This is a genomic window from Streptomyces sp. V3I8 (assembly GCF_030817535.1).
Lineage (GTDB): Bacteria > Actinomycetota > Actinomycetes > Streptomycetales > Streptomycetaceae > Streptomyces.
In genome coordinates this window covers 8128327-8151362 of sequence record NZ_JAUSZL010000002.1, presented here as the reverse complement: position 1 = coordinate 8151362, position 23036 = coordinate 8128327, and the positions used below count along the sequence as shown (strand labels likewise).

Below are 23036 nucleotides of genomic sequence, written 5' to 3'. Positions count from 1 at the left end.
GCACCGGGGGGTCGCCCGCCCTGGGGGCGACCGGCGCCGGGCCCCGCCCCGTGCCCGCCCCGCCTCCGGTGTGCCGGTGGTCAGCCGCCGGGCCCCGGGCCGTCGCCGCGCGCCGTCCGCAGCGCCGTCCCCGGCCCCGTCAGGTCCGATCCCGCCTTGCGGCACACCGCCGACAGCAGTCGCACCACCGTCGTCTCCCGTGTGTGGAGCTCCTGCGCGATCGCCGTCGTCGTGAGTCCTCGTACGGCCGGCTCGGCGGCCGCGCGCTCGTACGCGGTGAGTGCGTCCGTCTCGGTGCCGTGGAGGGGGCGGGACCGCGACCCGATCGCCGCCAGTTCGGCGCGGGCGGTCCCGGCCAGGCCGGAAGTCCTCCGTCTCGGCGAGCCGGCCGCGCCGGTGGCGGACGTACGCGAGGAGGGTGCAGCCGAAGGCAGCTCGCCGCCGCCCACCGGTGATCCGTACCGCCCCGCAGCGGCCCGGCGTCCTGCGGGCGAAGGCCCGTGGGACCGGCAGGGGGCCCGTCTGCGGCCGCGCCCGGTCCGAAGATGCCCGTACCGCGCCCGGACGGGCTCGCGCGCAGTCCGGTCACATCGGCCAACGCCTCGTCCACGGCGGCGAGTTCCATCTCGCGTTCGAAGAGCGTCCTGCCGTACCGCCCCATGACGGACCCCCTGCCGCGGTGGTACGGCCGACATGGGGGGACGGTGCGCACCGTGGCCTGCAGGCACCTCGGCGTACGCCGCCGGGTGCGAGCGTCGCGGGCCCGTCCGCCGTCACCGCGGCGGGCGTCGGTCGCGGTCCCTCGCGGTTCCCACCGGGCCGGACCCCGCACCCGGTGCGCACCGGGTCTCCCCGAGTCTCCTCAGGTGAGGTCGAACTCCCCTTCCCGCGCCCCCGACACGAACGCGCCCCACTCCGCCGGTGTGAAGATCAGGGAGGGGCTTTCCGGGCGGCCGCTGTTGCGCATCGCGATGAACCCCTCGACAAAGGCGATCTGTACATCCCCCCGCCCACGGCTGCTCGAATGCCAGTCGGCGCTGCTGAGGTCAAGCTCCGGCTTGTCCCAGCCCGCGAACGGATGCTGCTGGATGGTGCTCTCGGCCACGTCCGTGCTCCTCCCGGTTCGTCGTCCGCGGCCAGCCTAGCTTTCGGTCACTGCCACGCACAGGCCACGCGAGGGGGACAGTTCAGGAGGCCGGCGGCTCGGCTCCGACCAGCCACATCGAGAAGAACTGGGAGCCGCCGCCGTAGGCGTGCCCCAGGACCCGGCGGGCACCGTCGACCTGGTGCTCCCCGGCCTGTCCGCGCACCTGCAGCGCGGCTTCGGCGAAGCGGATCATCCCGGACGCCCCGATGGGGTTGGTGGACAGCACTCCGCCCGACATGTTCACCGGAAGGTCCCCGTCCAGTTCCGTGACCCCGGACTCGGTGAGTTTCCAGCCCTCGCCCTCGGCGGCGAAGCCCAGGTTCTCCAGCCACATGGGCTCGTACCAGGAGAACGGAACGTACATCTCGACGGCGTCGATGTCGCGGCGGGGGTCCGCGACGCCCGCCTGCCGGTAGACGTCGGCGGCGCAGTCCTTGCCCGCCTGCGGGGAGACGAAGTCCTTGCCCGCGAAGAGGGTCGGTTCGCTGCGCATCGCGCCGCCGTGCATCCAGGCGGCCGGCCGGGGCGAACGGGCCGCCCCCGCACGGTCGGTGAGGACCATCGCGCAGGCGCCGTCGGAGGACGGGCAGGTCTCCGAGTAGCGGATCGGGTCCCAGAGCATGGGCGAGGCCTGGACCTTCTCCAGCGTGATGTCGTGCTCGTGCAGGTGGGCGTACGGGTTCTTGAGCGCGTTGCGGCGGTCCTTGTACGCGACGAGGGAACCGACGCCGTCGGGGGCGCCGCTGCGCCGCATGTAGGCCCGTACGTGCGGGGCGAAGAAGCCGCCCGCGCCGGCGAGCAGGGGCTGCTGGAAGGGGATCGGCAGGGACAGGCCCCACATGGCGTTCGACTCGGACTGCTTCTCGTAGGCGAGGGTCAGTACGGTGCCGTGGACGCGGCCCGCGACCAGGTTCGCGGCGACCAGCGCGGTGGAGCCGCCGACGGAGCCCGCGGTGTGCACGCGCAGCATCGGTTTGCCGACCGCGCCGAGGGCGTCGGCGAGGTACAGCTCGGGCATCATGACGCCCTCGAAGAAGTCGGGGGCCTTGCCGATGACGACGGCGTCGATGTCCGCCCAGCTCAGCTCGGCGTCGTCGAGGGCGCGCCGGGCGGCCTCCCTGACCAGTCCCGCGATCGACACGTCCCGCCGGGCCGCGACGTGCTTGGTCTGGCCGATCCCGACGACGGCCACGGGCTCCTTGCTCATCGCGGGTCTCCTTCCAGTACGGCGACCAGGTTCTGCTGCAGGCAGGGGCCCGAGGTGGCGTGTGCCAGCGCCCGGTCCGATTCCCCGCGGCGGATCCGGTCGGCCGCCTCGCCGATGCGGACGAGACCGGCGGCCATGACGGGGTTGGCGGCCAGCGCTCCCCCGGACGGGTTGACGGTGACGCCGTCGTCCAGCCGCAGGGCTTTGCGCAGCACCACCTCCTGGGAGCTGAAGGGGGCGTGCAGTTCGGCGGTGTCCACCGGCCGTTCGAAGACCCCGGCCCGCTCCGCCGCCAGCCGCGTGGACGGCGAGTCGGTGAGGTCCCGTACACCCAGGCCGTGCGCCTCGATGCGGTGGTCGATGCCCCGTATCCAGGCGGGCCGCTCGCACAGTTCCCGGGCCCGCTCCCCCGCGGCGAGGATCACGGCGGCGGCTCCGTCCCCGACGGGCGGGCAGTCGCCGGTGCGCAGGGGGCGTACGGCGTAGCCGCCCCGCGGCACCGGACCGCGCAGCTGGGCATGGGGGTTGCCGGCGGCCGAGGCGCGGCTGCGGGACGCGACGGCGGCCAGCGCCGGCTCGTCCGTGTGCCCCGCGTCGATGAGCGCCTGCGCCTGGAGGGCGGCCAGGGCCACGGAGTCGGGCCACAGGGGCGCGAGGTAGTACGGGTCGAGCTGCCGGGTCAGCACGTCGCGCACGGAGCCGGGGGACGACTTGCCGTACGCGTACACGAGCGCGGTGTCCGCGTCGCCGGTGAGGAGCTTCGTCCAGGCCTCGTACAGCGCCCACGCGCCGTCCATCTCCACGTGCGACTCGGAGATCGGCGGCCAGGCCCCCACCCCGTCGAGCGCCATCGTGAAGGAGAACGCCCGGCCCGCGAGGTAGTCCGTGGAACCGGAGCAGGTGAAGCCGACCTCGCCGGTTTTCAGTCCGGTCTGCGCCAGGACCTCGTGGAGGACCGGCATGAGCATCTCCACCTCGGAGAGCTCGTCGCTGGTACGCCGGTGGTCGGTCTGCGCGAACGCGACGACGGCGATGTCCCTGAGCGGCCTCGGTGCGGGCATCTACAACAGCTCCTTGTACGTCTCGTAGTCCGCGTCGGGTTCGCCGGTGGGCCGGTAGTGGTCGGGGTGGCCGCCTCCGTCCGGCCACACCGGCTCGACCCGCAGGCCCATGCGGACCCTGTCGTACGGGATGCCGCCGATCCGGCCGTGCAGGGCGAGGTCGGCGCCGTCGAGGGCGATGTGCGCGTAGACGTAGGGCACCTCGATGTCGAGGTTCTTCGCTTTGATGTTGACGATGCAGTAGGTCGTGACGGTCCCGCGCGGCCCCACGTCGACCCGTTCCGAGGTGGCCACGCCGCAGGTGGGGCAGGCCCCTCTCGGCGGGACGTACACCTTGCGGCACGACGGGCAGCGCTCCCCGACGACCCGCCGTTCGGTGAGTGCGTGGAGGTAGGCGGACTGGGCCCGACCGGGTGAGTAGGTGTAGTCGAGCCGGGCGGGCGCGACGATGCCGGTCACGGGGTTCTCGAACCGCCCGTCGTGGGCGGCCGGTTCGTCCGCCCCACCGGGTTCGTGCGCTTCGTGCGGTTCGAAGCAGGCGATGTCCGTGATGGCGCCGGAGCGCTCCCGGGCCCAGCGGACGCGCACCCGCATACCGGTGCGCACGGAGTCGGGCCCGCCCGGCGCGTCGAGGGCGTGCAGCAGTGCGGTGTCCGCCCCGTCCAGCCGCACCAGCACCCAGGCGAACGCCCGGTCGAGCGGCTGCCCCCGCCGGGGTTCATGGTTCCAGGCCCAGGTGGTGACGGTCCCGGTGGCCGCGACCTCGACGAGTTCGCCCACCTCCTCGGAGGTGACGGGGTCGTACTCGACGGGCGGGACGAGGATCCGGCCGTCCCCGGTCCGCACCCCCAGCACGACCCGCTCCCGCAGCCCGGTGAGAAACGCGCTCTGCACAGGCCCGAGGGACCGGGTGAAGGGGAATTCGACGACGAGGGGCGCCTTGAGGACTTCGGGCACGGGGATCTCCTCACACACAGTGGGCCTGAAGCCCCGGTCAGGGACGGCGCCCCGGCAGGGGCGCGGGGAACTGCGCGGCCGGCCACGACGGACCCGCGGCAGCGAACGATCCGGTCGCGGAGCGAGACGTCACCCCGGCGGCGCCGGACGTCACTCCCGCCGGAACACGGCCGGGCGTCGCTCGGCGAAAGCCCGGGCCCCTTCCTCCGCGTCGGCCGTGTCGAAGATCGGCCACCCCCGCTTCAGCTCGGCGGCGAGAGCGTCCGGCTCGCTCATCCCGGCGGTCTCGTACACGGAGGCCTTGACCGCCTCGACGGCGAGCGGCCCGCAGCCGTTGACCTGCTCGGCGATGGCCAGGGCCTTCTCCAGAGCGGTCCCGTCGGGCACGACATGCCCGATCAGCCCGATACCGGCGGCCTCCCGCGCCGAGTAGGGCCGCCCGGTGAGCAGCATCTCCAGCGCGTGCGTGCGCGCGATCTGCCGCGGGAGCCGCACCGTCGAGCCCCCGATCGGGAACAGTCCGCGCCGCACCTCGAAGAGTCCGAAGGTGGCGGACTCCCCCGCGACCCGGATGTCGGTCCCCTGCAGGATCTCGGTGCCGCCGGCCACACAGTGGCCTTCCACCGCGGCGATCACGGGTTTGCGCGGCCGGTGGTGGCGGAGCATCGCCTTCCAGTGCAGATCGGGGTCGGCCTCGAGGCGGTCCCGGTGCCGCTGTCCTTCCATCTTCCCGCCCGCGAGGGCCTTGAGGTCCATGCCGGCGCAGAACGCGCCACCCGCGCCGGTCAGTACGACGGAGCGGACGGCGTCGTCCTCGTCGGCCTCGATCCAGCCGTCGTAGAGGCCGACCAGCATCGGCAGCGAGAGCGCGTTCTTGGCCTCGGGCCTGTTGAGCGTGAGCACCAGTGTGGCGCCTTCGCGCCGCACGGTGAGGTGTTCCGTCCCACCCATTGCCGTCCTCCCGTCTCAGGAACGAGAACAGGTTGCAGGAGGCGGGTAACCAGTACAAGGGTTTTCTGACAGTCAGTCAGATTTTATCCGCGCGGACTCTTCACAGTTGTGGCGGCCTTTGCTCTGATGACCGGCGAAGCGGTGACGCACGTGCACTCGCCGAGGGTCGCCGGGGTCAGGAGGAGCGGTGGAGTACAACCTTGCCGACCTGTTCGAGTCGGTCGTCGACGTGGTCCCGGACCGCGAGGCGCTCGTCCACATCGACCACCCCGGTTCGGGGGCCGAGCGCCGTCTGACGTACGCGGAGCTGGACGCGGCGGCCAACCGGGTCGCCCATCACCTGACCGACAGCGGCGTCCGTCCCGGCGAGCACCTCGGACTGCACCTCTACAACGGCATCGAGTACCTGCAGACGGTCCTCGGGTGCCTGAAGGCGCGGATCGTGCCGGTCAACGTCAACTACCGCTACGTCGAGGAGGAGTTGGTCTACCTCTACCGGGACGCGGACCTGGTGGCGCTGGTCTTCGACGCGGAGTTCACCGAGCGGGTCGCGGCGGCCCTGCCACGGGTCCCGGCGCTGCGGCACCTCGTACGGGTGGGTGTCCCCGCACCGGACGCGCCCTCCCTGCCGGTGACCGCCTTCACGGACGCCGAGGCCGCCGGCTCCCCGGAGCGCGGTTTCCCCGCGCGTTCGGCCGACGACCAGTTCATCATCTACACCGGCGGCACGACCGGGATGCCGAAGGGGGTGATGTGGCGGCACGAGGACCTCTTCTTCGCGGGGCTGGGCGGCGGCGCCCCGACCGGTGAGCCGGTGAGGACGCCGCAGGAGCTGGCCGAGCGGGTCGCGGCCGGCGGCGACGGGATCACCTTCTTCCCCACACCCCCGCTCATGCACGGCACCTCCACCCTCACCGCCTTCATCGGCTTCCACTTCGGGCAACGCGTCGTCGTCCACAGCAAGTTCGTGCCGGAGGAAGTGCTGCGGACCATCGAGAAGGAGAGCGTCACCAGTGTGTCGCTGGTCGGCGACGCGATGCTGCGGCCGCTGATCGACGCCCTGAACGGGCCGCTGAAGGACACCGACTGCTCCTCCCTGTTCAGCGTCTCCTCGTCCGGCGCGATCATGTCGGAGACGGTACGCGCGCAGTTCCAGGCCCTCGTGCCGAACGTGCTGCTGCTCAACAACTTCGGCTCCTCCGAGTCCGGCTTCAACGGCACGGCGACCGCCGACTCGGGCCCCGGACGCGGCTTCCGCATCCAGGTCAACTCCCGGACCCGGGTGGTCGATCCGGCGACCTGCGAGCCGGTCGCCGTGGGCGAGCCCGGCCGGATCGCCCAGTGCGGACACGTGCCGCTCGGCTACTACAACGACCCGGCGAAGACCGCCGAGACCTTCTTCGAGAAGGACGGCGAGCGGTGGGTGCTGCTCGGTGACATGGCGACCGTCGACGAGGAGGGCGTCGTCACCGTCCTGGGCCGCGGCTCGCAGTGCATCAACACCGGCGGGGAGAAGGTGTACCCGGAGGAGGTCGAGCAGGCGCTCAAGTCGCACCCGGACGTGTACGACGCCCTGGTGGCCGGAGTGCCCGACGAGACGTGGGGCAACCAGGTGGCGGCCGTGGTGCAGCTGCGCGAAGGCGGGGGCCTGCTCTCGCTGGACGAGATCCGGGCCCACTGCCGTCCGCGGCTGGCGGGCTACAAGATCCCCCGCCGGCTGGTGGTCACCGAGTCGATCCAGCGGTCCCCGAGCGGCAAGGCGGACTACCGGTGGGCGCGGTCGGTGGCGGCGGAGGCGGCCCGCTGAGAGGTCCGCTCAGGTGTCGAAGGGCCGGTAGTGCACGAGGGCGCGGCCGTCGCCCTCGTCCCGCACCGTCAGCTCCACCGCCACGGCGCCCCCTTCGGCGTACGGGTCCAGGGTCAGGACTCCGCAGCGGTCGGCGCCCTCCTGTGCGCAGTCCGTACCCAGCTCCAGGTCGGGGTGGGTGTCGGCCAGCCAGGTGTCGAAGCCGGTCCCGCCGATCCGGAACCGGACGTCGTACAGCGTGTCGATGCCGTGCCGCACCACGCAGACGGCGTCCTCGGCCCCGGCGGGCAGCCGTTCCTGGTCCGCGAACCGCAGCGCCTCGCGGCACGGCACCTCCTCCGCCGCGGTCCGCGTGCCCCCTCTTCCCGCGCGCTCGGCGCCCTCGGGCCCGGCGGGCGCCGTCGCCCCCACCCCGCAGCCGAGACAGGCCAGTGCCAGTGCCAGTGCCAGTACGGCGACCAGTCCGCCCGCCCGGGCCGCTCCTGCGGCGGTACATGACATCCGTGCCCTCCGTCTCCGGGACGCCGGGCGTCCCGTCGGCAGGGAAGAGGGCCGGCGGGAGGAACCGGTTCCCGCCGCACTCCTTGACGGCCGCCCGTACGGCTGGATTACTTGATCCCCGACGGCACGACCGAATGATCGGTCGTCCGGAATGCCCATGCGTGAGGGGAAGGGCCTGTGGCGGACTCGACGGACCTGCTGGACGCAGGTGAGCGGCTCGACCCGGAGGCTCTGCGCGCGCTCCAGCTGGAGCGGCTGAAGGCCACCCTGCGGCACGCCTACGAGAACGTGCCGTTCTACCGCGACGCCTTCGACAAGGCCGGGCTCCGGCCGCAGGACTGCGGCTCGCTCGCCGATCTGGCGCGCTTCCCCTTCACCACCAAGGCCGACCTGCGCGAGAACTACCCGTACGGGATGTTCGCCGTGCCCCGGGAGCGTATCCGCCGCATCCACGCCTCCAGCGGCACCACGGGACGCCCCACCGTCGTCGGCTACACGGAGAACGACCTCTCCATGTGGTCCGACATGGTGGCCCGCTCGATCCGCGCGGCGGGCGGCCGGCCCGGCGACATCGCCCACGTGGCCTACGGCTACGGCCTCTTCACCGGCGGGCTCGGCGCGCACTACGGCGCCGAACGGCTGGGCTGCACGGTCGTTCCGGCGTCGGGCGGCATGACGGCCCGGCAGGTCCAGCTCATCCAGGACCTGCGGCCCGGGATCATCATGGTGACGCCCTCGTACATGCTGACGATCCTCGACGAGTTCGAGCGGCAGGGCGTCGACCCGCGTGCGACCTCGCTGCGCGTCGGCGTCTTCGGCGCCGAGCCCTGGACCGAGGAGATGCGCCGGGAGATCGAGGAGCGGTTCGCCATCGACGCCGTCGACATATACGGGCTGTCGGAGGTGATCGGCCCCGGGGTGGCCCAGGAGTGCGTGGAGACGAAGGACGGACTGCACATCTGGGAGGACCACTTCTACCCGGAGGTCGTCGACCCGCTCACCGGCGAGGTGCTGCCGGACGGCGTGGAGGGCGAGCTGGTGTTCACCTCGCTCACCAAGGAGGCCATGCCCGTCGTCCGCTACCGGACCCGGGACCTGACGACGCTGCTGCCCGGCACGGCCCGCGTCTTCCGGCGGATGCGGAAGATCACCGGCCGCAGCGACGACCTGGTCATCGTGCGCGGCGTCAACCTCTTCCCGACCCAGGTCGAGGAGATCGTCCTGCGCACCCCGGGCGTCGCTCCGCACTTCCAGCTCCGGCTGACCCGTGAGGGCCGCCTCGACGCGCTCACGGTACGGGCCGAGGCGCGCGCCGGGGCCACGCCGGAGACCCGCGACGCGGCCGCGCGCGCCATCGCGGCGGCCGTGAAGGACGGCATCGGCGTCTCGGCGCGGGTCGAGATCGTCGAACCGGAGTCGCTGGAGCGGTCGGTCGGCAAGATCAGGCGCATCGTGGACCTGCGCCCGCGGTAGCGCTCCCCGTCCCCCTCCTCTCCCCTACGGGTGGGGCGTGGAGCCGTACGCGGTCAGGAAGCGGTCGCGGAAGGAGTCCATGCGCCAGACCGGGGCGGTGTCGTCGGGCTTGAGGCCGTCGGTCCAGCCCCAGTCGTCGATCTTGTCGAGTACGGACTTGTCGTGGGCGACGATGGAGATCGGCACGTCCCGGCTGGCGTGGTCGCCGCTGACCCTGGCGAGGGGCTGGTGGTCGCCGAGGAAGACCAGCACGGTGTTCTTGCCGCCGTACTTCACCACGTAGTCGATGAGGCTGCTCACCGAGTACTGGACGGACTTCCCGTACTCCTCCTTGACCTTGGTGGAGTCGTAGAAGACGTCCGAGGCCTTCTTGCCCTCCTTCTGGATGTCCTCGTAGACCGAGCCGTCGCCGACCTCGTCCCACGGGATCGTCTTCGGGATCGGCGCCCAGGGCTGGTGGCTGGAGGTCAGGATGATCTCCGACATCAGCGGCTTGGCGCGCTTCTTGCCGTGCTCCAGGCGCTGGTAGGCGCTCAGGGCGTACTGGTCGGGCATCGTCGACCAGCTGAACTTCGGTCCCTTGTAGCCCAGTTCGCGGGAGTCGTAGACGTTGTCGAGGCCGTAGAACGAGCTCTCGGGCCAGTTCTTCTGGACGCCCGGCATGATGCCGACGGTTCGCCACGCGCCGGTGCGCCGGAAGGCACCGGTGAGCGTGAGGTGCTCGCCCGCGGTGACAGTGCGGTAGCGGGCCTGGTTGCTGATCCACAGCCCCGAGAGGAAGGTGGAGTGGCCCAGCCAGCTGCTGCCGCCGTACGTCGCCGAGGTGAGCCAGCCACTCCTGGCCGCGTATCCGGCCTCGGTGAGCGCCTCGGTCTTGGCGTCCAGCATGGCGTCGACGCCGGGTGCCATGATCGGGTCCTCGATGGCGCTGCGGCCGTAGCTCTCGATGAAGCCGATGATGACGTCCTTGCCGCGCAGGTCGGTGAGGAGCTGATCGCCGGGCGTGTTGGCGAAGGTGTCCTTCTTGGCGATCTTGGCGAACTCCGCCTCGTCCTTGAGGGTCGCCTGGACGCGGTCCACCCGGTTCTGGACGGCGCCGGCGGTGCTGCGGGCCGCGAACTGCACGCCGGCGAACTGCACACCGAGCGCCGAGCAGGCGACCCAGACGGTGCCGGCGACCAGGGTGGCGCGGGTCGCGCGGCCGCTGTGCCGGGCCAGCAGGCCGGCGAGCCGGACGACGGACAGGACCATCAGCGCGAACACGGCGATCACGAGCGCGACGACCGCGATCACGACGCCGACCGTGCCGGCCTTGCCCATGGAGTCCTCGAGGTACGACCGGGCGTCGTCGAACAGGACCCAGTCGAGTACGACGTTGAAGCCGCGGCCGAGGAATTCGTTGAAGCCGAGGTCGAGGAGGTTCAGGACGGTCAGCGCGCCGAGCGCCAGACCGGCGAGCACGGCCGTCACCACCCTCAGCGTCTTCGGCAGCACGATGAGGACGGCGGCTCCGAAGATCGCCTCCACCGGCAGGCGGGTGAGCACGGCGGGCCGGAACCGGTCGGGTTCGTTGGGCATGAGGAGGGCGAAGAGCACGAGGACGGCGGCGAGGACGGTGACGGTGTACCGCACGTTGCGCGCCGCGACCGGGTGCTTGGCACGCCAGCCGCGGGGGGCGGGGGGCTCCGGCTCCGCGGTACCGGAGCCCTCGCCCTCGCCGTCTCCGTCTCCGTCGCCCTCGCCGTCTCCGTCTCCGTCAACGGCACCGGCACCGGCACCGGCACCGGCACCGGACGGGACTTGACCCGCCGGCTCTTCGTCCGCGGGTCCTTCGCCGGACGGCGTCTGTGCGTCGGCACGTGGCCCGGTGCCGGCGGGGGCGCCGGCGGACGCGGTCGGCGCGGCGCCGTCGGCGGCCGGCGACTCCGCGCCGCCCGGCGCGTCCTCGGCCGCGGGCATGCCCTCGTCACCGGGGGCGCCCGTCGCCCCGGCGGACGACTCGGCGGCCGGCTCCTCAGGCGTGCCGGTCGCCGGCGGCTCGGTGTCCGGTCGCTCGGTGTCCGGCGTCTCGGGTTGCTCCGGGATCGCCTGGTCCGTGTCCGGCAGCTTGTGGGAATGCGTGGTGCGAGACAACCCGAAGGTCCTTCCGTGCGGAAACCCGGTGGTGACGGGGCGGACCGGGCTCAGGTGGTCGGGCCGCCGGTACTGGTACGGCCGGCCGGCGGCTCCAGTTCAACGCACAAGGGAGACGACCAGCAAAGACTCAGCCAAATGGTCCGCCCGGGGCACCGGCGGGAGCATCCTCGCCGAACCGGTCCCGCAGTTCCCGCTTCAGGATCTTCCCGCTCGCGTTGCGCGGCAGTTCCGTCACGAACAGCACCCGCTTCGGGGCCTTGAAGTGGGCGAGGTTCTCCCGTGCGTGCGCGAGCAGTTCGTCCTCCGTGACCCGCCCGCGCGGGACGACCACCGCGGTGACCGCCTCGATCCACCGCTCGTGCGGCAGGCCGATCACCGCGACCTCCGCCACCTCGGGATGGGTGTAGAGCGCGTCCTCCACCTGCCGTGAGGCGACCAGGACACCACCGGAGTTGATGACGTCCTTCACCCGGTCGACGACGGTGAAGTACCCGTGGGCGTCCCGCACCACGAGGTCGCCCGAGCGGAACCAGCCGTCCCGGAACGCCTCGGCACTCTCCTGCGGCTTGTCCCAGTAGCCCTCGCACAGCTGCGGCGACCGGTAGACGACCTCGCCGGAGGTGCCGTCCGGCACGTCCTTGCCGTTCTCGTCGACCACCCGCGCGTCCACGAAGAGCACCGGCCGCCCGCAGGAGTCCAGCCGTCCCTTGTGCTCGTGCGGCCCGAGGACCATGGACAGCGGGCCGATCTCGCTCTGCCCGAAGCAGTTGTAGAAGGCCAGCTTCGGCAGCCGCGCCCGCAGCCGTTCCAGTACGGGCACCGGCATGATCGACGCCCCGTAGTACGCCTTGCGCAGCCCGCTCAGGTCACGCGTCGCGAAGTCGGGGCGGTTCGACAGACCGATCCACACGGTGGGCGGCGCGAAGAGGCTGTCCGCGCGGCCGGCCTCGACGAGGTCGAACAGCTGGTCCCCGTCGGGTGCGTCGAGGATGGTGTTCGTGGCGCCGACCGCGAGGTAGGGCAGCAGGAACACGTGCATCTGCGCCGAGTGGTAGAGCGGCAGCGAGTGCACGGGCAGGTCGCCGGCGCTCAGGTCGAGGGCGGTGATCGCGCTGAGGTACTCGTGCACCAGCGCGCGGTGGGTCAGCATCGCCCCCTTGGGCAGCGCCGTCGTGCCCGAGGTGTAGAGCAGTTGCACCAGGTCCTCGGTGCGCGGCTCGGGACCGTCGTACGGCGGCGTCGACTCCAGCCGGGCGAGCAGCGAGTCCTCCGCGTCGCGCAACGGCAGTACGCGTACGCCGTCGGGGAGCCGGTCCACGAGGTCCGGGTCGGCCAGCACCAGCGTGCTGCCCGACTGCCCGACGATGTACGCGAGGTCGTCACCGGTCAGGTTCTGGTTGACCGGCACGTGGACGAGCCCGGCGCGGGCGCAGGCCAGGAAGCCGATGAGGTACGCGTCCGAGTTGTGCCCGTAGGAGCCGACGCGGTCGCCCGGGGCGAGCCCCGAGGAGCGCAGCACCCCGGCGGCGCGGGAGACGGCGTCGTCGAGTCCGGCGTACGTCCAGGTGCGCTCGCGGTGGATGACCGCGATGCGGTCCGGGGTGCGCCGGGCGCTGCGCCGCAGCACCCCGTCGACCGTGCTGCCGTGTCCAGGCGTCATGACAGATGATCCTGGGTCCGTCCACGCGGCAGGTCAAGCCGGACGGCACGGGGCCCGGAACGGCGACCGGTCCCGTCCGGCACCGGACGGGACCGGACCCGGACCACAGGGGCCCGAGCCCTCACACCGGACGCGTACGGCCCTCCCAGTACGGCTCCCGGAGCCGCCGCTTGTACAGCTTCCCGTTGGGATCGCGCGGCATCGTCCCGATGAAGTCGACGCTCCCGGGCCGTTTGTACCCGGCGAGCCGCCGTGCGCAGTGGGCGAGGATGTCGGCGGCCAGCGCCTCGCCGGGTACGGAGCCGGGAGCGGGTTCGACGACCGCCTTCACCGCCTCGCCCCAGTCGTCGTGCGGTATCCCGAAGGCGGCCGCGTCGGCGACGGCGGGGTGGGCGAGCAGCGCGGCCTCGATCTCGGCGGGGTAGATGTTGACCCCGCCCGAGATGATCATGTCGATCTTGCGGTCGCGGAGGAAGAGGTAGCCGTCCTCGTCGAGGTGTCCCAGGTCGCCGACGGTGAAGAAGTCCCCGATGCGGTTCTTGCGCGTCTTGGTCTCGTCCTTGTGGTACGAGAAGCCGCCGGTGCTCATCTTCATGTAGACGGTGCCCAGTTCACCGGGCGGGACCGCGTTCCCGTCGTCGTCGAAGACGGCGAGTTCGCTGATGGGCCAGGCCCTGCCGACCGTGCCGGGCTTCTTCAGCCAGTCCTCGGCGGTGGCGAAGGCGCCCCCGCCCTCGCTGGCCGCGTAGTACTCCTCGACGCTGTGGCCCCACCACTCGATCATGGCCCGTTTCACATGGTCGGGGCACGGGGCGGCGCCGTGGATGGCGTGCCGCATGGGCGACACGTCGTACGCGGCCCGCGTCCGCTCGGGCAGCGCGAGCAGGCGGTGGAACTGGGTGGGGACCATGTGGGTGTGGGTGCACCGGTGGGTGTCGATGAGCCGGAGCATCTCCTCGGGCGTCCACTTGTCCATCAGGACCAGCCGGTGCCCGATGTGCAGGGACGCGCCCGCGAACTGGAGCACCGCCGTGTGGTAGAGCGGCGAACACACCAGATGCACGTTGTCGTCGAACGGCTTGATGCCGAAGATGCCGAGGAAGCCGCCGAGGTACGTCTCCTCGGGGAGCTTGCCCGGCAGCGGGCGGCGGATGCCGCGCGGGCGCCCCGTGGTGCCGGAGGTGTAGTTCATGACCCAGCCGAGCGTCCGGTCCCCGGGCGCGGAGCCGGGCTGCCCGTCGAGGAGGTCGGCGTACGGCCGGAAGCCCGCGGCCCCGCCCACCGCGTACCGCTGCTCGGCGGGCAGCCCCGCCTCGTCGGCCGCGTGGCGGGCGGCGTCGCCGAACCGCTCGTGCGCGATGAGCACCTTGGCCCCGGAGTCGGCGACGATCCAGGCGATCTCGGGGCCCACGAGGTGGTGGTTGACGGGCACGAGGTAGAAGCCGGCCTGCGAGGCGGCGAGGTACGCGGTGAGGAACTCGACGCCGTTGGGCAGCACGACGGCGAAGGAGTCCCCGCGGGCGAGCCCGGCGGCCCGCAGTCCGTGCACCAGCCGGTTGGCCTCGGCGTGCAGCCGTCCGGCGGTCCATCGCGCGCCGTCGGCCGCGATGAGCACGGTGCGTTCGGGGTCGGCGGTGGCCTGGGCCCAGAACCCGCCCGGTGGCTGACTCACTCGTGGCTCCTTCCGGCGATGCGGTCGAGCCGGTCCACGGCCCGTTCGAACCCGCGCGTGAGGCCGTCGACGACCTCCTGGACGCTGCGTTCGCTGTTCATCCGCCCGACGATCTGCCCCACCGGCGTCCCGAGCAGGGGCTCCACCTCGTGCTTCTGGATGCGGGAGACCGCCTCGGCGACCAGCAGTCCCTGCAGGGGCATGGGAAGTGTGCCGGGGCCGTCGGGGTCGTCCCAGGCGTCGGTCCATTCGGTACGCAGTTGCCGTGCGGGTTTGCCGGTCAGCGCGCGTGAGCGGACGGTGTCGCCGGACCCGGCGGCGAGGAGTTTGCGGGTCAGGGCCCGTGAGTGCATGTCGGCCTCCGTGGTGGTCAACCAGAGGGAGCCGAGCCACACGCCCTGGGCGCCGAGGGCGAGCGCGGCGGCCATCTGCTGTCCGCTGCCGATGCCGCCCGCCGCGAGCACGGGCAGCGGGGCGACGGCCTCGACGACCTCGGGGGTGAGCACCATGGAGGCGATCTCCCCGGTGTGACCGCCCGCCTCGTAGCCCTGGGCGACGACGATGTCGATGCCCGCCTCGGCGTGCTTGCGCGCGTGACGGGCGCTGCCCGCGAGCGCGGCGACGAGCACGCCCTTCTCATGGGCGCGCTCGACGACGTCGGCGGGCGGTGAGCCGAGCGCGTTGGCCAGCAGCTTGATCGGATAGTCGAAGGCGACGTCCAGCTGGGTGCGCGCGACCTGTTCCATCCAGCCGGTGATACGCCAGCCGACGGCCTCGCCCTCGTCGAGTCCGGGCACCCCGTACTTGGCGAGGGTGTCCTCGACGTACCGGCGGTGTCCGGCGGGGATCATGGCCTCGACGTCGGCCTCGGTGACGCCCTCGACCTTCTTGGCGGGCATGACGACGTCCAGCCCGTACGGCCTTCCGTCGACGTGTGCCTCGAGCCAGTCGAGGTCGCGCTTGAGCTCGTCGGGGTCGGTGTAGCGGACCGCGCCGAGCACGCCGAGCCCGCCCGCCCGGCTGATGGCAGCGGCGACCGCGGGGAACGGTGTGAAGCCGAAGAGGGCGCGCTCGACTCCCAGTCTGTTGCTCAGCTCCGTCTGCATGGGCGCAGGATGCCGCAGTCCTCCGGACGAGGGAAGACTTTTCTGATGCTCCGTCAGTTTTTGGTCCGGGAACGAGCCGTGGCGGGCCGGGCCGGACGGGCCGGACGGGCCTGACGGGCCGGCACCGTTGACATCGGCCACCTCTGACACAAAAGTTTCACCGGGCACAGCGAACCCGGAAAGATACTTTCAGGCGGCGTGACGGGAGGCTTTCGATGGCATCGACGGCGGACAGAGCGGGCGGCGGACCGACCCGCCGCCAACTGGGCCGGGGCCTCACGGCGTTGGGCGGCGCACTGGTCCTCGCGCCCCTGCCGGCGGCGTCCGCCGCACCGGGCACGGCGGACCGGGACGGACCGGGCGACGGCCGCCCGACCCTGCGTCACGGCTCCGCCGAACGCGCCGGGCTGCTCCCCGACCACCTGCGCCGGCTCGTCACCGACGCCGAGTCGTTCCTCGGCCCCTCTCCCACGCACCCCTGGTACGCGGGCGCGGTGCTGCTCGCGGGCCGCGGGGGCACGGTCGCCCTGCACCGGCCGATCGGCAAGGCGGTGCGCTACTCGGCGTACGACGAGAAGACCGACACCGGGGTGGAGTTCCCCGCCGAACGGCAGATCCCGATGGCCGAGGACACCGTCTTCGACCTGGCCTCGGTGTCGAAGCTGTTCACGTCGGTCCTCGCCGTGCAGCAGATCGAGCGCGGCACGCTGGAACTGGAGGGCAGGGTCGCCGCGTACCTCCCGGACTTCGGCGGCGCGGGCAAACAGGACATCACCGTTCGCCAACTCCTCACCCACACCTCCGGTTTCCGCTCCTGGATCCCGCTCTACGGCGCGCCGACGTACGAGGAGAAGCTCCGGCTCATCTGGAAGGAGGCGCCGCTCAACCCGCCCGGTACCGAGTACCTCTACTCGGACCTCAACCTGATCTCGCTCCAGCTGGTCCTGGAGAGGATCACCGGGCACCCGCTGGACGTCCTGCTCCGCACCGGGATCACCGCTCCGCTCGGTATGCACCGCACCCGCTACAACCCGCCGCCCTCCTGGAAACCGCGGATCGCCGCCACCGAGGACGCCCGCAAGCCGTGGTCCGGGCTCGACCGCGGCCTCGTGTGGGGCGAGGTGCACGACGAGAACGCGTACGCCCTGGGCGGAGTGGCCGGGCACGCCGGCGTCTTCTCCACCGCGTGGGATCTCGCGGTCCTCGGCCGTACGCTGCTCAACGGCGGCGTGTACGGCAGGGCCCGCATCCTGGAGCCCGAGTCGGTGGAGCTGATGTTCACCGACTTCAACACGGCGTTCCCCGGCGACGAGCACGGGCTCGGTTTCGAGCTCTACCAGCACTGGTACATGGGCGCGATGGCCACTCCGCGCACAGCGGGCCACACGGGCTTCACCGGCACCTCGCTCGTCCTCGACCCGACGACCGACTCCTTCCTCGTCCTGCTCGGCAACTCCGTGCACCCGGTGCGCGGTTGGCGGTCCGGTTCCGCTCCCCGTGTGGCCGCCGCCGACCACCTGGCGCGCGCGGTGCCGGTGCGGCCCGCGCGGGGGCGTACGGCCTGGTTCTCCGGGACGGCGGCCGCGGCCTCCGCGACGCTGACGCTGCCCGCGGTGGACATCGGCGGCGGTGGCCGTCTGCGGTGCGCCCTGTGGTGGGACACCGAGCCGGGGGCGGACGCCCTGTTCCTGGAGTCCTCGGCGGACGGCGGGGCGACGTGGCAGCCGGTGCCGTTCACGACCGTCCGCGACGGGGAGGCACCGCGGACGCATCCCGGCGGGTCGGTCACGGGCTGGTCCGGCCGCGTCTGGCACCGGCTCGGCGCGGACCTTCCCGCAGCCGGGCGGTCCGCCCTGCGCTGGCGGTGCACGACGGACCGGCTCTATCAGGGGCGGGGTGTGTACGTGGACGCGCTACGGGTCCTCGACGGCGACCGGGTCGTCTTCGACGGGGCCCGGCCGGCGGATGCGGCACGGGTGGAAGCCGTGGGGTGGGTGACGTCGTCGGACTGACGTCCGTGCGGCGTCGGTCCGTCGCGGTCCCGGGTTCGTCCGCGGATCGTGGGGGCTGCTCGCGCAGTTCCCCGCGCCCCTTGCGGGGCCACCCCCTTACGGGGCCACCCCCTTACGGGGCTTCCAGGAGGGCCATCGCCGCGTTGTGGCCGGGGACCCCGCTCACGCCTCCCCCTCTGACCGCGCCCGCGCCGCAGAGCAGGATGTTGGCATGGGCGGTCTCGACGCCCCAGCGGCCGGTGCCCTCCTGGGTGTGGGGGAAGGCGAGGTCGCGGTGGAAGATGTTGCCGCCGGGGAGCCGGAGGTCGCGTTCCAGGTCGAGAGGGGTCTTCGCCTCGATGCAGAGGCGGCCGTCGGCGTCGGTCGCCAGGCAGTCGACGATCGGTTCGACGAGGTGGGCGTCCAGCTGCGCGAGGGTCGACCCGAGCAGTTCCCGGCGGGCGCCGTCGTTGTCGTGGGCGAAGAGCCGGGCCGGTGTGTGGAGCCCGAAGAGCGTGAGCGTGTGGTAGCCCTGCCGGACCAGGTCGGGGCCCAGGATCGTGGGATCGGTCAGCGAGTGGCAGTAGATCTCGGAGGGCGGCGCCCCGGGCAGCACACCGGACGCGGCCTGTGCGTGCGCGGTCGCCAGCTGCTCGTACCCCTCGGCGATGTGGAAGGTCCCGGAGAAGGCCTCGCGCGGGTCGACGGAGGTGTCGCGCAGCCGGGGCAGCCGCTTCAGCAGCATGTTGACCTTGAGCTGGGCGCCCTCGGCGGGGGCGGGCGGCTCGTCACCGGTCAGCCGCGCGAGCTCCTGCGGGGAGGCGTTGACGAGCACGTGCCGGGCGGCGACGGTTCCCTCACCGTCCGCGGTCCGGTAGGTGACCTCGGCGGCACGTCCGTCGGTCTCGATGCGGACCGCCTCGTGGCCGGTCGCGAGGACCGCGCCGGCGCCGCGCGCGGCGCGGGCCAGGGCGTCGGTGAGCGCGCCCATGCCGCCGACCGGCACGTCCCAGGCCCCGGTGCCGCCGCCGATCACGTGGTAGAGGAAGCAGCGGTTCTGCAGGAGGGACGGATCGTGGGCGTCGGCGAAGGTGCCGATGAGCGCGTCGGTGAGGACGATCCCGCGGACCAGGTCGTCGGCGAAGGTGTCCTCGACGGCGACCCCGAGCGGCTCCTCGAAGATGACGCGCCAGGCTTCCTCGTCGTCGACGCGCCGACGCAGTTCGTCGCGGGTGGGGAGGGGTTCGACCAGGGTGGGGAAGACCTGCTTGGCGACGCGGCCGGTCATGCCGTAGAAGCGCCGCCAGGCCTGGTACTCGCTGCCCGATCCGGTGAGCTTGGCGAAGGCCTCCCGGGTACGCCGTTCACCGCCCCCGACGAGCAGTCCGGCCGGTTTCCCGTCGCGCTCGGTGGGGGTGTACGAGGACACGGTGCGGCCGCGGACCCGGAAGTCCAGGCCCAGGTCCCGGACGATCTTCCGGGGCAGCAGGCTGACCAGGTAGGAGTACCGCGACAGCCGGGCGTCGAGCCCGGCGAAGGGCCGCGTCGAGACGGCCGCGCCCCCGGTGTTCCCCAGCCGCTCCAGCACAAGAACGGACTTTCCGGCGCGGGCCAGGTAGGCGGCGGCGACCAGCCCGTTGTGGCCCCCGCCGACCATGACGACGTCGTGTTCCCGATGTCCCTCGTGAGCACCCATCCCCCCAGGTAACACGCAAAGATCCACCCGGACCAGCCCTGCACGCACCTGGCGGACCCCCACGAGGGGCCCCGCAGGGGGCGCCCGGCCGGAGGCGGCGGCCGCTCGGACCGTGTCTCGTGCACGGCCGGTTCGAGGAGCCGTTCACAGCGGCGGAGGGCGCGGCGGCCCCACCGGTCACGCACGCCCCGCCGGTACGTCGCCCGCGGCGGTGCGGGGTAGCGTCCTCGGCATGGACTTTCACACCACCGTCGAGCGCGCTCAGCGCCTGAAGCAACTGCACGCCGAGTACAAGCCGCTCGTGCTGCCGACCGTCTGGGACGTCTGGTCGGCGCGGACAGCGGTTGACGCCGGGTTCCTGGCACTGACGATCGGCAGTCATCCGCTCGCCGACTCCCGGGGGGCCGAGGACCACGAGGGACAGACCTTCGAGGAGGTGCTCGCCGCCGTCAGGCCGATCATCGCGGCGGTCGACGTCCCCGTGTCCGTGGACCTGGAGGCCGGGTACGGGCAGAAGCCCGCGGATCTCATCGCCGGACTCACCGAGGTGGGCGGCGTCGGTCTCAACGTCGAGGACACCGTCCATTCGGACGGCGGACGCGTGCGCGGCACGCAGGAGCACGCGAGCTACATCGCCGGCCTGCGCGCGGCGGCCGACGACGCGGGCATCCCGGTCTGGGTCAACGGACGCACCGACCTCTTCCTGCACGCGAAGGACGCCTCCGGCGTCCTGGACGACGCGATCGAGCGACTGCGGGCCCTGGAGCAGGCCGGCGCCGACAGCGTCTACCCGGTGGGTATCCAGGACAACGACGATCTGCTCACGGCGGTGACCGGCGCCGTCGCCGTCCCCGTCAACTCCACGGCCCACCCCGTCAAGCACGACCTTGAGCGCTTCCGCCGCCTCGGCGTCGGCCGGATCACTTACGGCCCGCTGCTGCAGTTCGCGATGGCGGACGCCATGAAGGACTCGCTCGGGCCGTGGGCTCCCTGACAGGACGTGCCGGCGGTCACGCTTCCCGAGCGTGTGCCGCCGTGCTGCTGCGCCGTACGGAGGTACGGGCGTCGTAGGCCGGACAGCGCGGAGCGACCCGTTGCCGAGGGGCGGCCGGGACCGGCGTCCGTGACGCCTTCGTCGTCGCGGACGCCACCGGCCGAAGCCCGTGGTGCGCACGTGCGTGCCGTGGTGCGCGCATGCGTGCATCCGCGGCTGGACAGCCGCCGGACGGCTCTGTGATGCTCGTACGATGTTTCCCCTGCGGTTGCTGGTCGCCTTGTGCGCGGCGCCGCTGGTCGCGGCCGCGTTCACGGGTGTCGCCCACCTGGCTCTACGCGGCCACCCGCTGTACCTGCTGCTCGGCCTGCCCTGTGTCGCACTGGCACTGGTGACCGGTTGGGACATCCACCACCACTTCGAGGACAGAGGTCTCGGCACCCTCGTGTTCGCCGCCGGCATCGTGCTGGCCGCCACGCTCCTCGCCGCGTACGTGGCGGTGCTCGGCCTGGTCGCTCCACGGCACCTGTGCACCGTGGTCGAGGCACACACCTGGCACCGGCTCAGCCCCGGCGGGGAGGAAACCTACACCTACCGCCGGCTGGCCTGCGACGACGGCCGCACCGACGGGTTGGGGAACGAGATGGCGGTCCGGAACGGGGAGGACACCACCGACCGGTACAGGGGAACCCGGCTGCTGGTGGCCTACGACCCGAACGGACGGCTGCCCTCCATGACCGTCGGCGACCGTGCCCAGGTCCTGTGGACGGCCGGAGCCGGCATCGGGACGGCAGCCGTGACGACGCTGCACATCGGGGTCGTCGGCGCCGATCGGCGCCGACGGCTGCGACGTCCGCTTGCGTGACACCCGCGGTAGCCGCACCCCACCCGATGCCGTCGTCCGCATCGTGCGCGGGCAACAGCTTGGCCGTCGGCCTCGTGTGTCCTGCCGGCAAACGGTCGAACCAGCTGAAAAGGTGCAGGCAGTGTTGTCGTATCTGCCGACGGGTTCGCACAGAGGTGAGATGAAAGAGCCGAGATCACCGGACAGTCTGCTGGGGGAGTTCCTCGCCGACCCGGCCCATCTCCCGCTGGACCTGGCGACGTCGGTGACCTGCTGCGCCCAGGCACTGGGGCTGGGCACCACCGTCGTCTACCTGGTCGACCTGCAGCAACGCCAGCTGTCGGCGCTCAATGCCGCCGCCCCGCAGCGGCCGGTGGACGGGTCCGTCGCCGGTGACAGCTACCGGACGCAGACCGTTCGGCTCGACGAGGGACCGTACGGGGTGACGCTGTGGCTCCCGTTGATCGACGGGGCGGAGCGCCTCGGCGTGATGTCCGTCCACGTGCCGGCGGCGGATCCGCTCACGGAACGCCGCGCCCGGACCCTGGCCTCGGTGTGCGCCATGATGATCACGTCCAAGCGCGCCTACAAGGACACGTTCGTGCGCCGCTCGCGCACGGAGTCCATGGAACTGCCCGCCGAGATGATGCGCGCGTACCTGCCGCCCCGCACGATCGGCACCCGCTCCGTGGTCTCCACCGCCGTCCTCGAGCCCGCCTACGAGATCGGCGGCGACGCCTTCGACCACGCCCTGTCGGAGAACACGCTGCACGCCGCCGTCCTGGACGCCACCGGGCACAATCTCGCCTCCGGTCTGACGACCGTCGTCGCACTGGCCGCGTGCCGCAACGCCCGGCGCACCGGTGCCGGTCTCCTCGACCTCGCGGAAGCCGTCGACTCGGCCCTGACGACATGGCTGCCCGACCTGTTCTGCACGGCCGTCCTGTGCCGTCTCGACCTCACCACCGGGGTGCTGTGCTGGGTCAACTGCGGCCATCCGCCACCCCTGTTGATCCGCGGCGGTCGCGTGCTCGACGGGGCCCTGGAACGCCGGGCCAACCTCCCCATGGGCTTCCCCGCCCAGCTGGCCTCCGGACAGCGACGCGCCTACGAGACGACGCTGGAGCCCGGGGACAGGGTGCTGCTGTACACCGACGGGATCATCGAGGCGCGCACTCCCCAGGGCCAGGAACTGGGCGTCGAGCGGTTCGCCGACTACGTCATCGGCGCCGGCGCCACCGGGGAACTCGCCCCCGAGACCCTGCGCCGTCTCATCCACTCCTTCCTCGACGCCAACGACTACCGGCTCGGCGACGACGCCACGATCCTCCTGTTCGAGTGGAGTCCTCCGGCCCCCGGCACGTGACGTGCGCAGCCTGCGCGACGGGCCGCCGGACAGGTCTTCCGCGATCGGGGCCCGCCTTGCACCCACCGCCCGACGCGCCGTGGAGGTCGGCGGCACGGGCGGTGCCGGCGGATCCCCGGCCCGCGGCCAGGGCGTCGCGGGCAGGGGCGAGCGCGTCGGCCATGGTGCGGTCCCCGGCTCCGCCTCGCCCACGGGCTGGATCGCGGCCAGCCCTTCGGCGACACCGGTCCGCCAGTCCTGGCGGGCGTCCTCGGAGGCGGCCGGGCCCCGGGCGATCTCCTGGAGGAGCAGACCGACGAGCGGGCCGCCGGTGCCGCCGACCTCATCGAGGAAGACGGGGGCGGCGACGGCGAAGGCGTCGTCGCCGGGGCGTTCGCCGAGCGCCTCCTCGACCCGGTCGAGGCCCTCGCGCAGGTTGTCGCCGAAGTCGCCGTCCCCGGAGAGCCGGTCGAGTGCGGTCAGCTTCT

General features: G+C 72.5%; 18 protein-coding genes and 1 pseudogene. 6 read left to right on the top strand and 13 right to left on the bottom strand.

The window, feature by feature from the left end:
* Positions 1 to 80 precede the first annotated feature (80 nt).
* The 6 genes from QFZ75_RS36035 to QFZ75_RS36010 form a co-directional block, all read right to left on the bottom strand.
* Positions 81 to 449: a hypothetical protein gene (locus QFZ75_RS36035; protein ID WP_307543630.1), complete on the bottom strand. Its 369-nt coding sequence runs from the start codon at positions 447 to 449 to the stop codon at positions 81 to 83.
* 413 nt (positions 450 to 862) lie between these two features.
* Entirely contained in the window at positions 863 to 1105 is a 243-nt protein-coding gene (locus QFZ75_RS36030) for a DUF397 domain-containing protein (protein WP_307543629.1), read from the bottom strand.
* A gap of 82 nt (positions 1106 to 1187) precedes the next feature.
* On the bottom strand, positions 1188 to 2354 hold the full coding sequence (locus tag QFZ75_RS36025; protein ID WP_307543628.1) for a thiolase domain-containing protein: 1167 nt from the start codon (positions 2352 to 2354) through the stop codon (positions 1188 to 1190).
* On the bottom strand, positions 2351 to 3415 hold the full coding sequence (locus QFZ75_RS36020) for a thiolase domain-containing protein (protein WP_307543627.1): 1065 nt from the start codon (positions 3413 to 3415) through the stop codon (positions 2351 to 2353). The genes QFZ75_RS36025 and QFZ75_RS36020 overlap by 4 nt, the downstream gene beginning before the upstream one ends.
* A complete protein-coding gene (locus QFZ75_RS36015; RefSeq protein ID WP_307543626.1) occupies positions 3416 to 4372 on the bottom strand; it encodes a Zn-ribbon domain-containing OB-fold protein in 957 nt (318 codons plus the stop codon).
* A 150-nt stretch (positions 4373 to 4522) separates the two neighbouring features.
* Positions 4523 to 5323, bottom strand: a complete 801-nt coding sequence (locus QFZ75_RS36010; RefSeq protein ID WP_307543625.1) for a crotonase/enoyl-CoA hydratase family protein — start codon at positions 5321 to 5323, stop codon at positions 4523 to 4525.
* A gap of 187 nt (positions 5324 to 5510) precedes the next feature.
* On the opposite strand from QFZ75_RS36010, the gene QFZ75_RS36005 reads away from it, so the two are divergent.
* Positions 5511 to 7130, top strand: coding sequence for an acyl-CoA synthetase (locus QFZ75_RS36005; RefSeq protein WP_307543624.1), 1620 nt, complete (start codon positions 5511 to 5513; stop codon positions 7128 to 7130).
* A 9-nt stretch (positions 7131 to 7139) separates the two neighbouring features.
* Here QFZ75_RS36005 and QFZ75_RS36000 read toward each other — a convergent pair whose 3' ends face one another.
* The gene (locus tag QFZ75_RS36000) at positions 7140 to 7631 is read right to left on the bottom strand and encodes a hypothetical protein (protein ID WP_307543623.1); all 492 of its coding nucleotides are present in this window, start codon (positions 7629 to 7631) and stop codon (positions 7140 to 7142) included.
* A gap of 177 nt (positions 7632 to 7808) precedes the next feature.
* On the opposite strand from QFZ75_RS36000, the gene paaK reads away from it, so the two are divergent.
* Complete coding sequence (paaK, locus tag QFZ75_RS35995; RefSeq protein ID WP_307543622.1) at positions 7809 to 9104, top strand: phenylacetate--CoA ligase PaaK; 1296 nt, start codon at positions 7809 to 7811, stop codon at positions 9102 to 9104.
* Between the two features lie 24 nt (positions 9105 to 9128).
* Here paaK and QFZ75_RS35990 read toward each other — a convergent pair whose 3' ends face one another.
* The 4 genes from QFZ75_RS35990 to QFZ75_RS35975 all read right to left on the bottom strand — a co-directional run bounded on the left by QFZ75_RS35990 (position 9129) and on the right by QFZ75_RS35975 (position 15678).
* Positions 9129 to 11063, bottom strand: a complete 1935-nt coding sequence (locus QFZ75_RS35990; protein WP_373466077.1) for a sulfatase — start codon at positions 11061 to 11063, stop codon at positions 9129 to 9131.
* Positions 11064 to 11367: 304 nt separating this feature from the next.
* On the bottom strand, positions 11368 to 12900 hold the full coding sequence (locus tag QFZ75_RS35985; RefSeq protein ID WP_307543620.1) for an acyl-CoA synthetase: 1533 nt from the start codon (positions 12898 to 12900) through the stop codon (positions 11368 to 11370).
* Between the two features lie 121 nt (positions 12901 to 13021).
* A complete protein-coding gene (locus tag QFZ75_RS35980; protein WP_307543619.1) occupies positions 13022 to 14572 on the bottom strand; it encodes an acyl-CoA synthetase in 1551 nt (516 codons plus the stop codon).
* Positions 14569 to 15678 (bottom strand): nitronate monooxygenase family protein, encoded by a 1110-nt coding sequence (locus tag QFZ75_RS35975; RefSeq protein ID WP_307543618.1) that lies wholly within the window; start codon positions 15676 to 15678, stop codon positions 14569 to 14571. The genes QFZ75_RS35980 and QFZ75_RS35975 overlap by 4 nt, the downstream gene beginning before the upstream one ends.
* A gap of 215 nt (positions 15679 to 15893) precedes the next feature.
* Between QFZ75_RS35975 and QFZ75_RS35970 the strand changes: the two genes are divergently transcribed.
* The gene (locus QFZ75_RS35970; protein WP_307543617.1) at positions 15894 to 17690 is read left to right on the top strand and encodes a serine hydrolase; all 1797 of its coding nucleotides are present in this window, start codon (positions 15894 to 15896) and stop codon (positions 17688 to 17690) included.
* Positions 17691 to 17802: 112 nt separating this feature from the next.
* Here the strand turns inward: QFZ75_RS35970 and QFZ75_RS35965 are convergent, their stop codons facing one another.
* Positions 17803 to 19365, bottom strand: a complete 1563-nt coding sequence (locus QFZ75_RS35965) for an NAD(P)/FAD-dependent oxidoreductase (RefSeq protein WP_307543616.1) — start codon at positions 19363 to 19365, stop codon at positions 17803 to 17805.
* A gap of 232 nt (positions 19366 to 19597) precedes the next feature.
* Here QFZ75_RS35965 and QFZ75_RS35960 point away from each other — a divergent pair, with 232 nt between their 5' ends.
* The 3 genes from QFZ75_RS35960 (at position 19598) to QFZ75_RS35950 (ending at position 22569) form a co-directional block, all read left to right on the top strand.
* The gene (locus QFZ75_RS35960) at positions 19598 to 20359 is read left to right on the top strand and encodes an isocitrate lyase/phosphoenolpyruvate mutase family protein (protein ID WP_307543615.1); all 762 of its coding nucleotides are present in this window, start codon (positions 19598 to 19600) and stop codon (positions 20357 to 20359) included.
* 253 nt (positions 20360 to 20612) lie between these two features.
* On the top strand, positions 20613 to 21224 hold the full coding sequence (locus QFZ75_RS35955) for a hypothetical protein (protein ID WP_307543614.1): 612 nt from the start codon (positions 20613 to 20615) through the stop codon (positions 21222 to 21224).
* Between the two features lie 160 nt (positions 21225 to 21384).
* Complete coding sequence (locus tag QFZ75_RS35950; RefSeq protein WP_307543613.1) at positions 21385 to 22569, top strand: PP2C family protein-serine/threonine phosphatase; 1185 nt, start codon at positions 21385 to 21387, stop codon at positions 22567 to 22569.
* Positions 22570 to 22800: 231 nt separating this feature from the next.
* Here the strand turns inward: QFZ75_RS35950 and QFZ75_RS35945 are convergent.
* Positions 22801 to 22983: pseudogene (locus tag QFZ75_RS35945) on the bottom strand (dihydroxyacetone kinase); the annotation flags it as partial.
* Between the last annotated feature and the right edge of the window lie 53 nt (positions 22984 to 23036).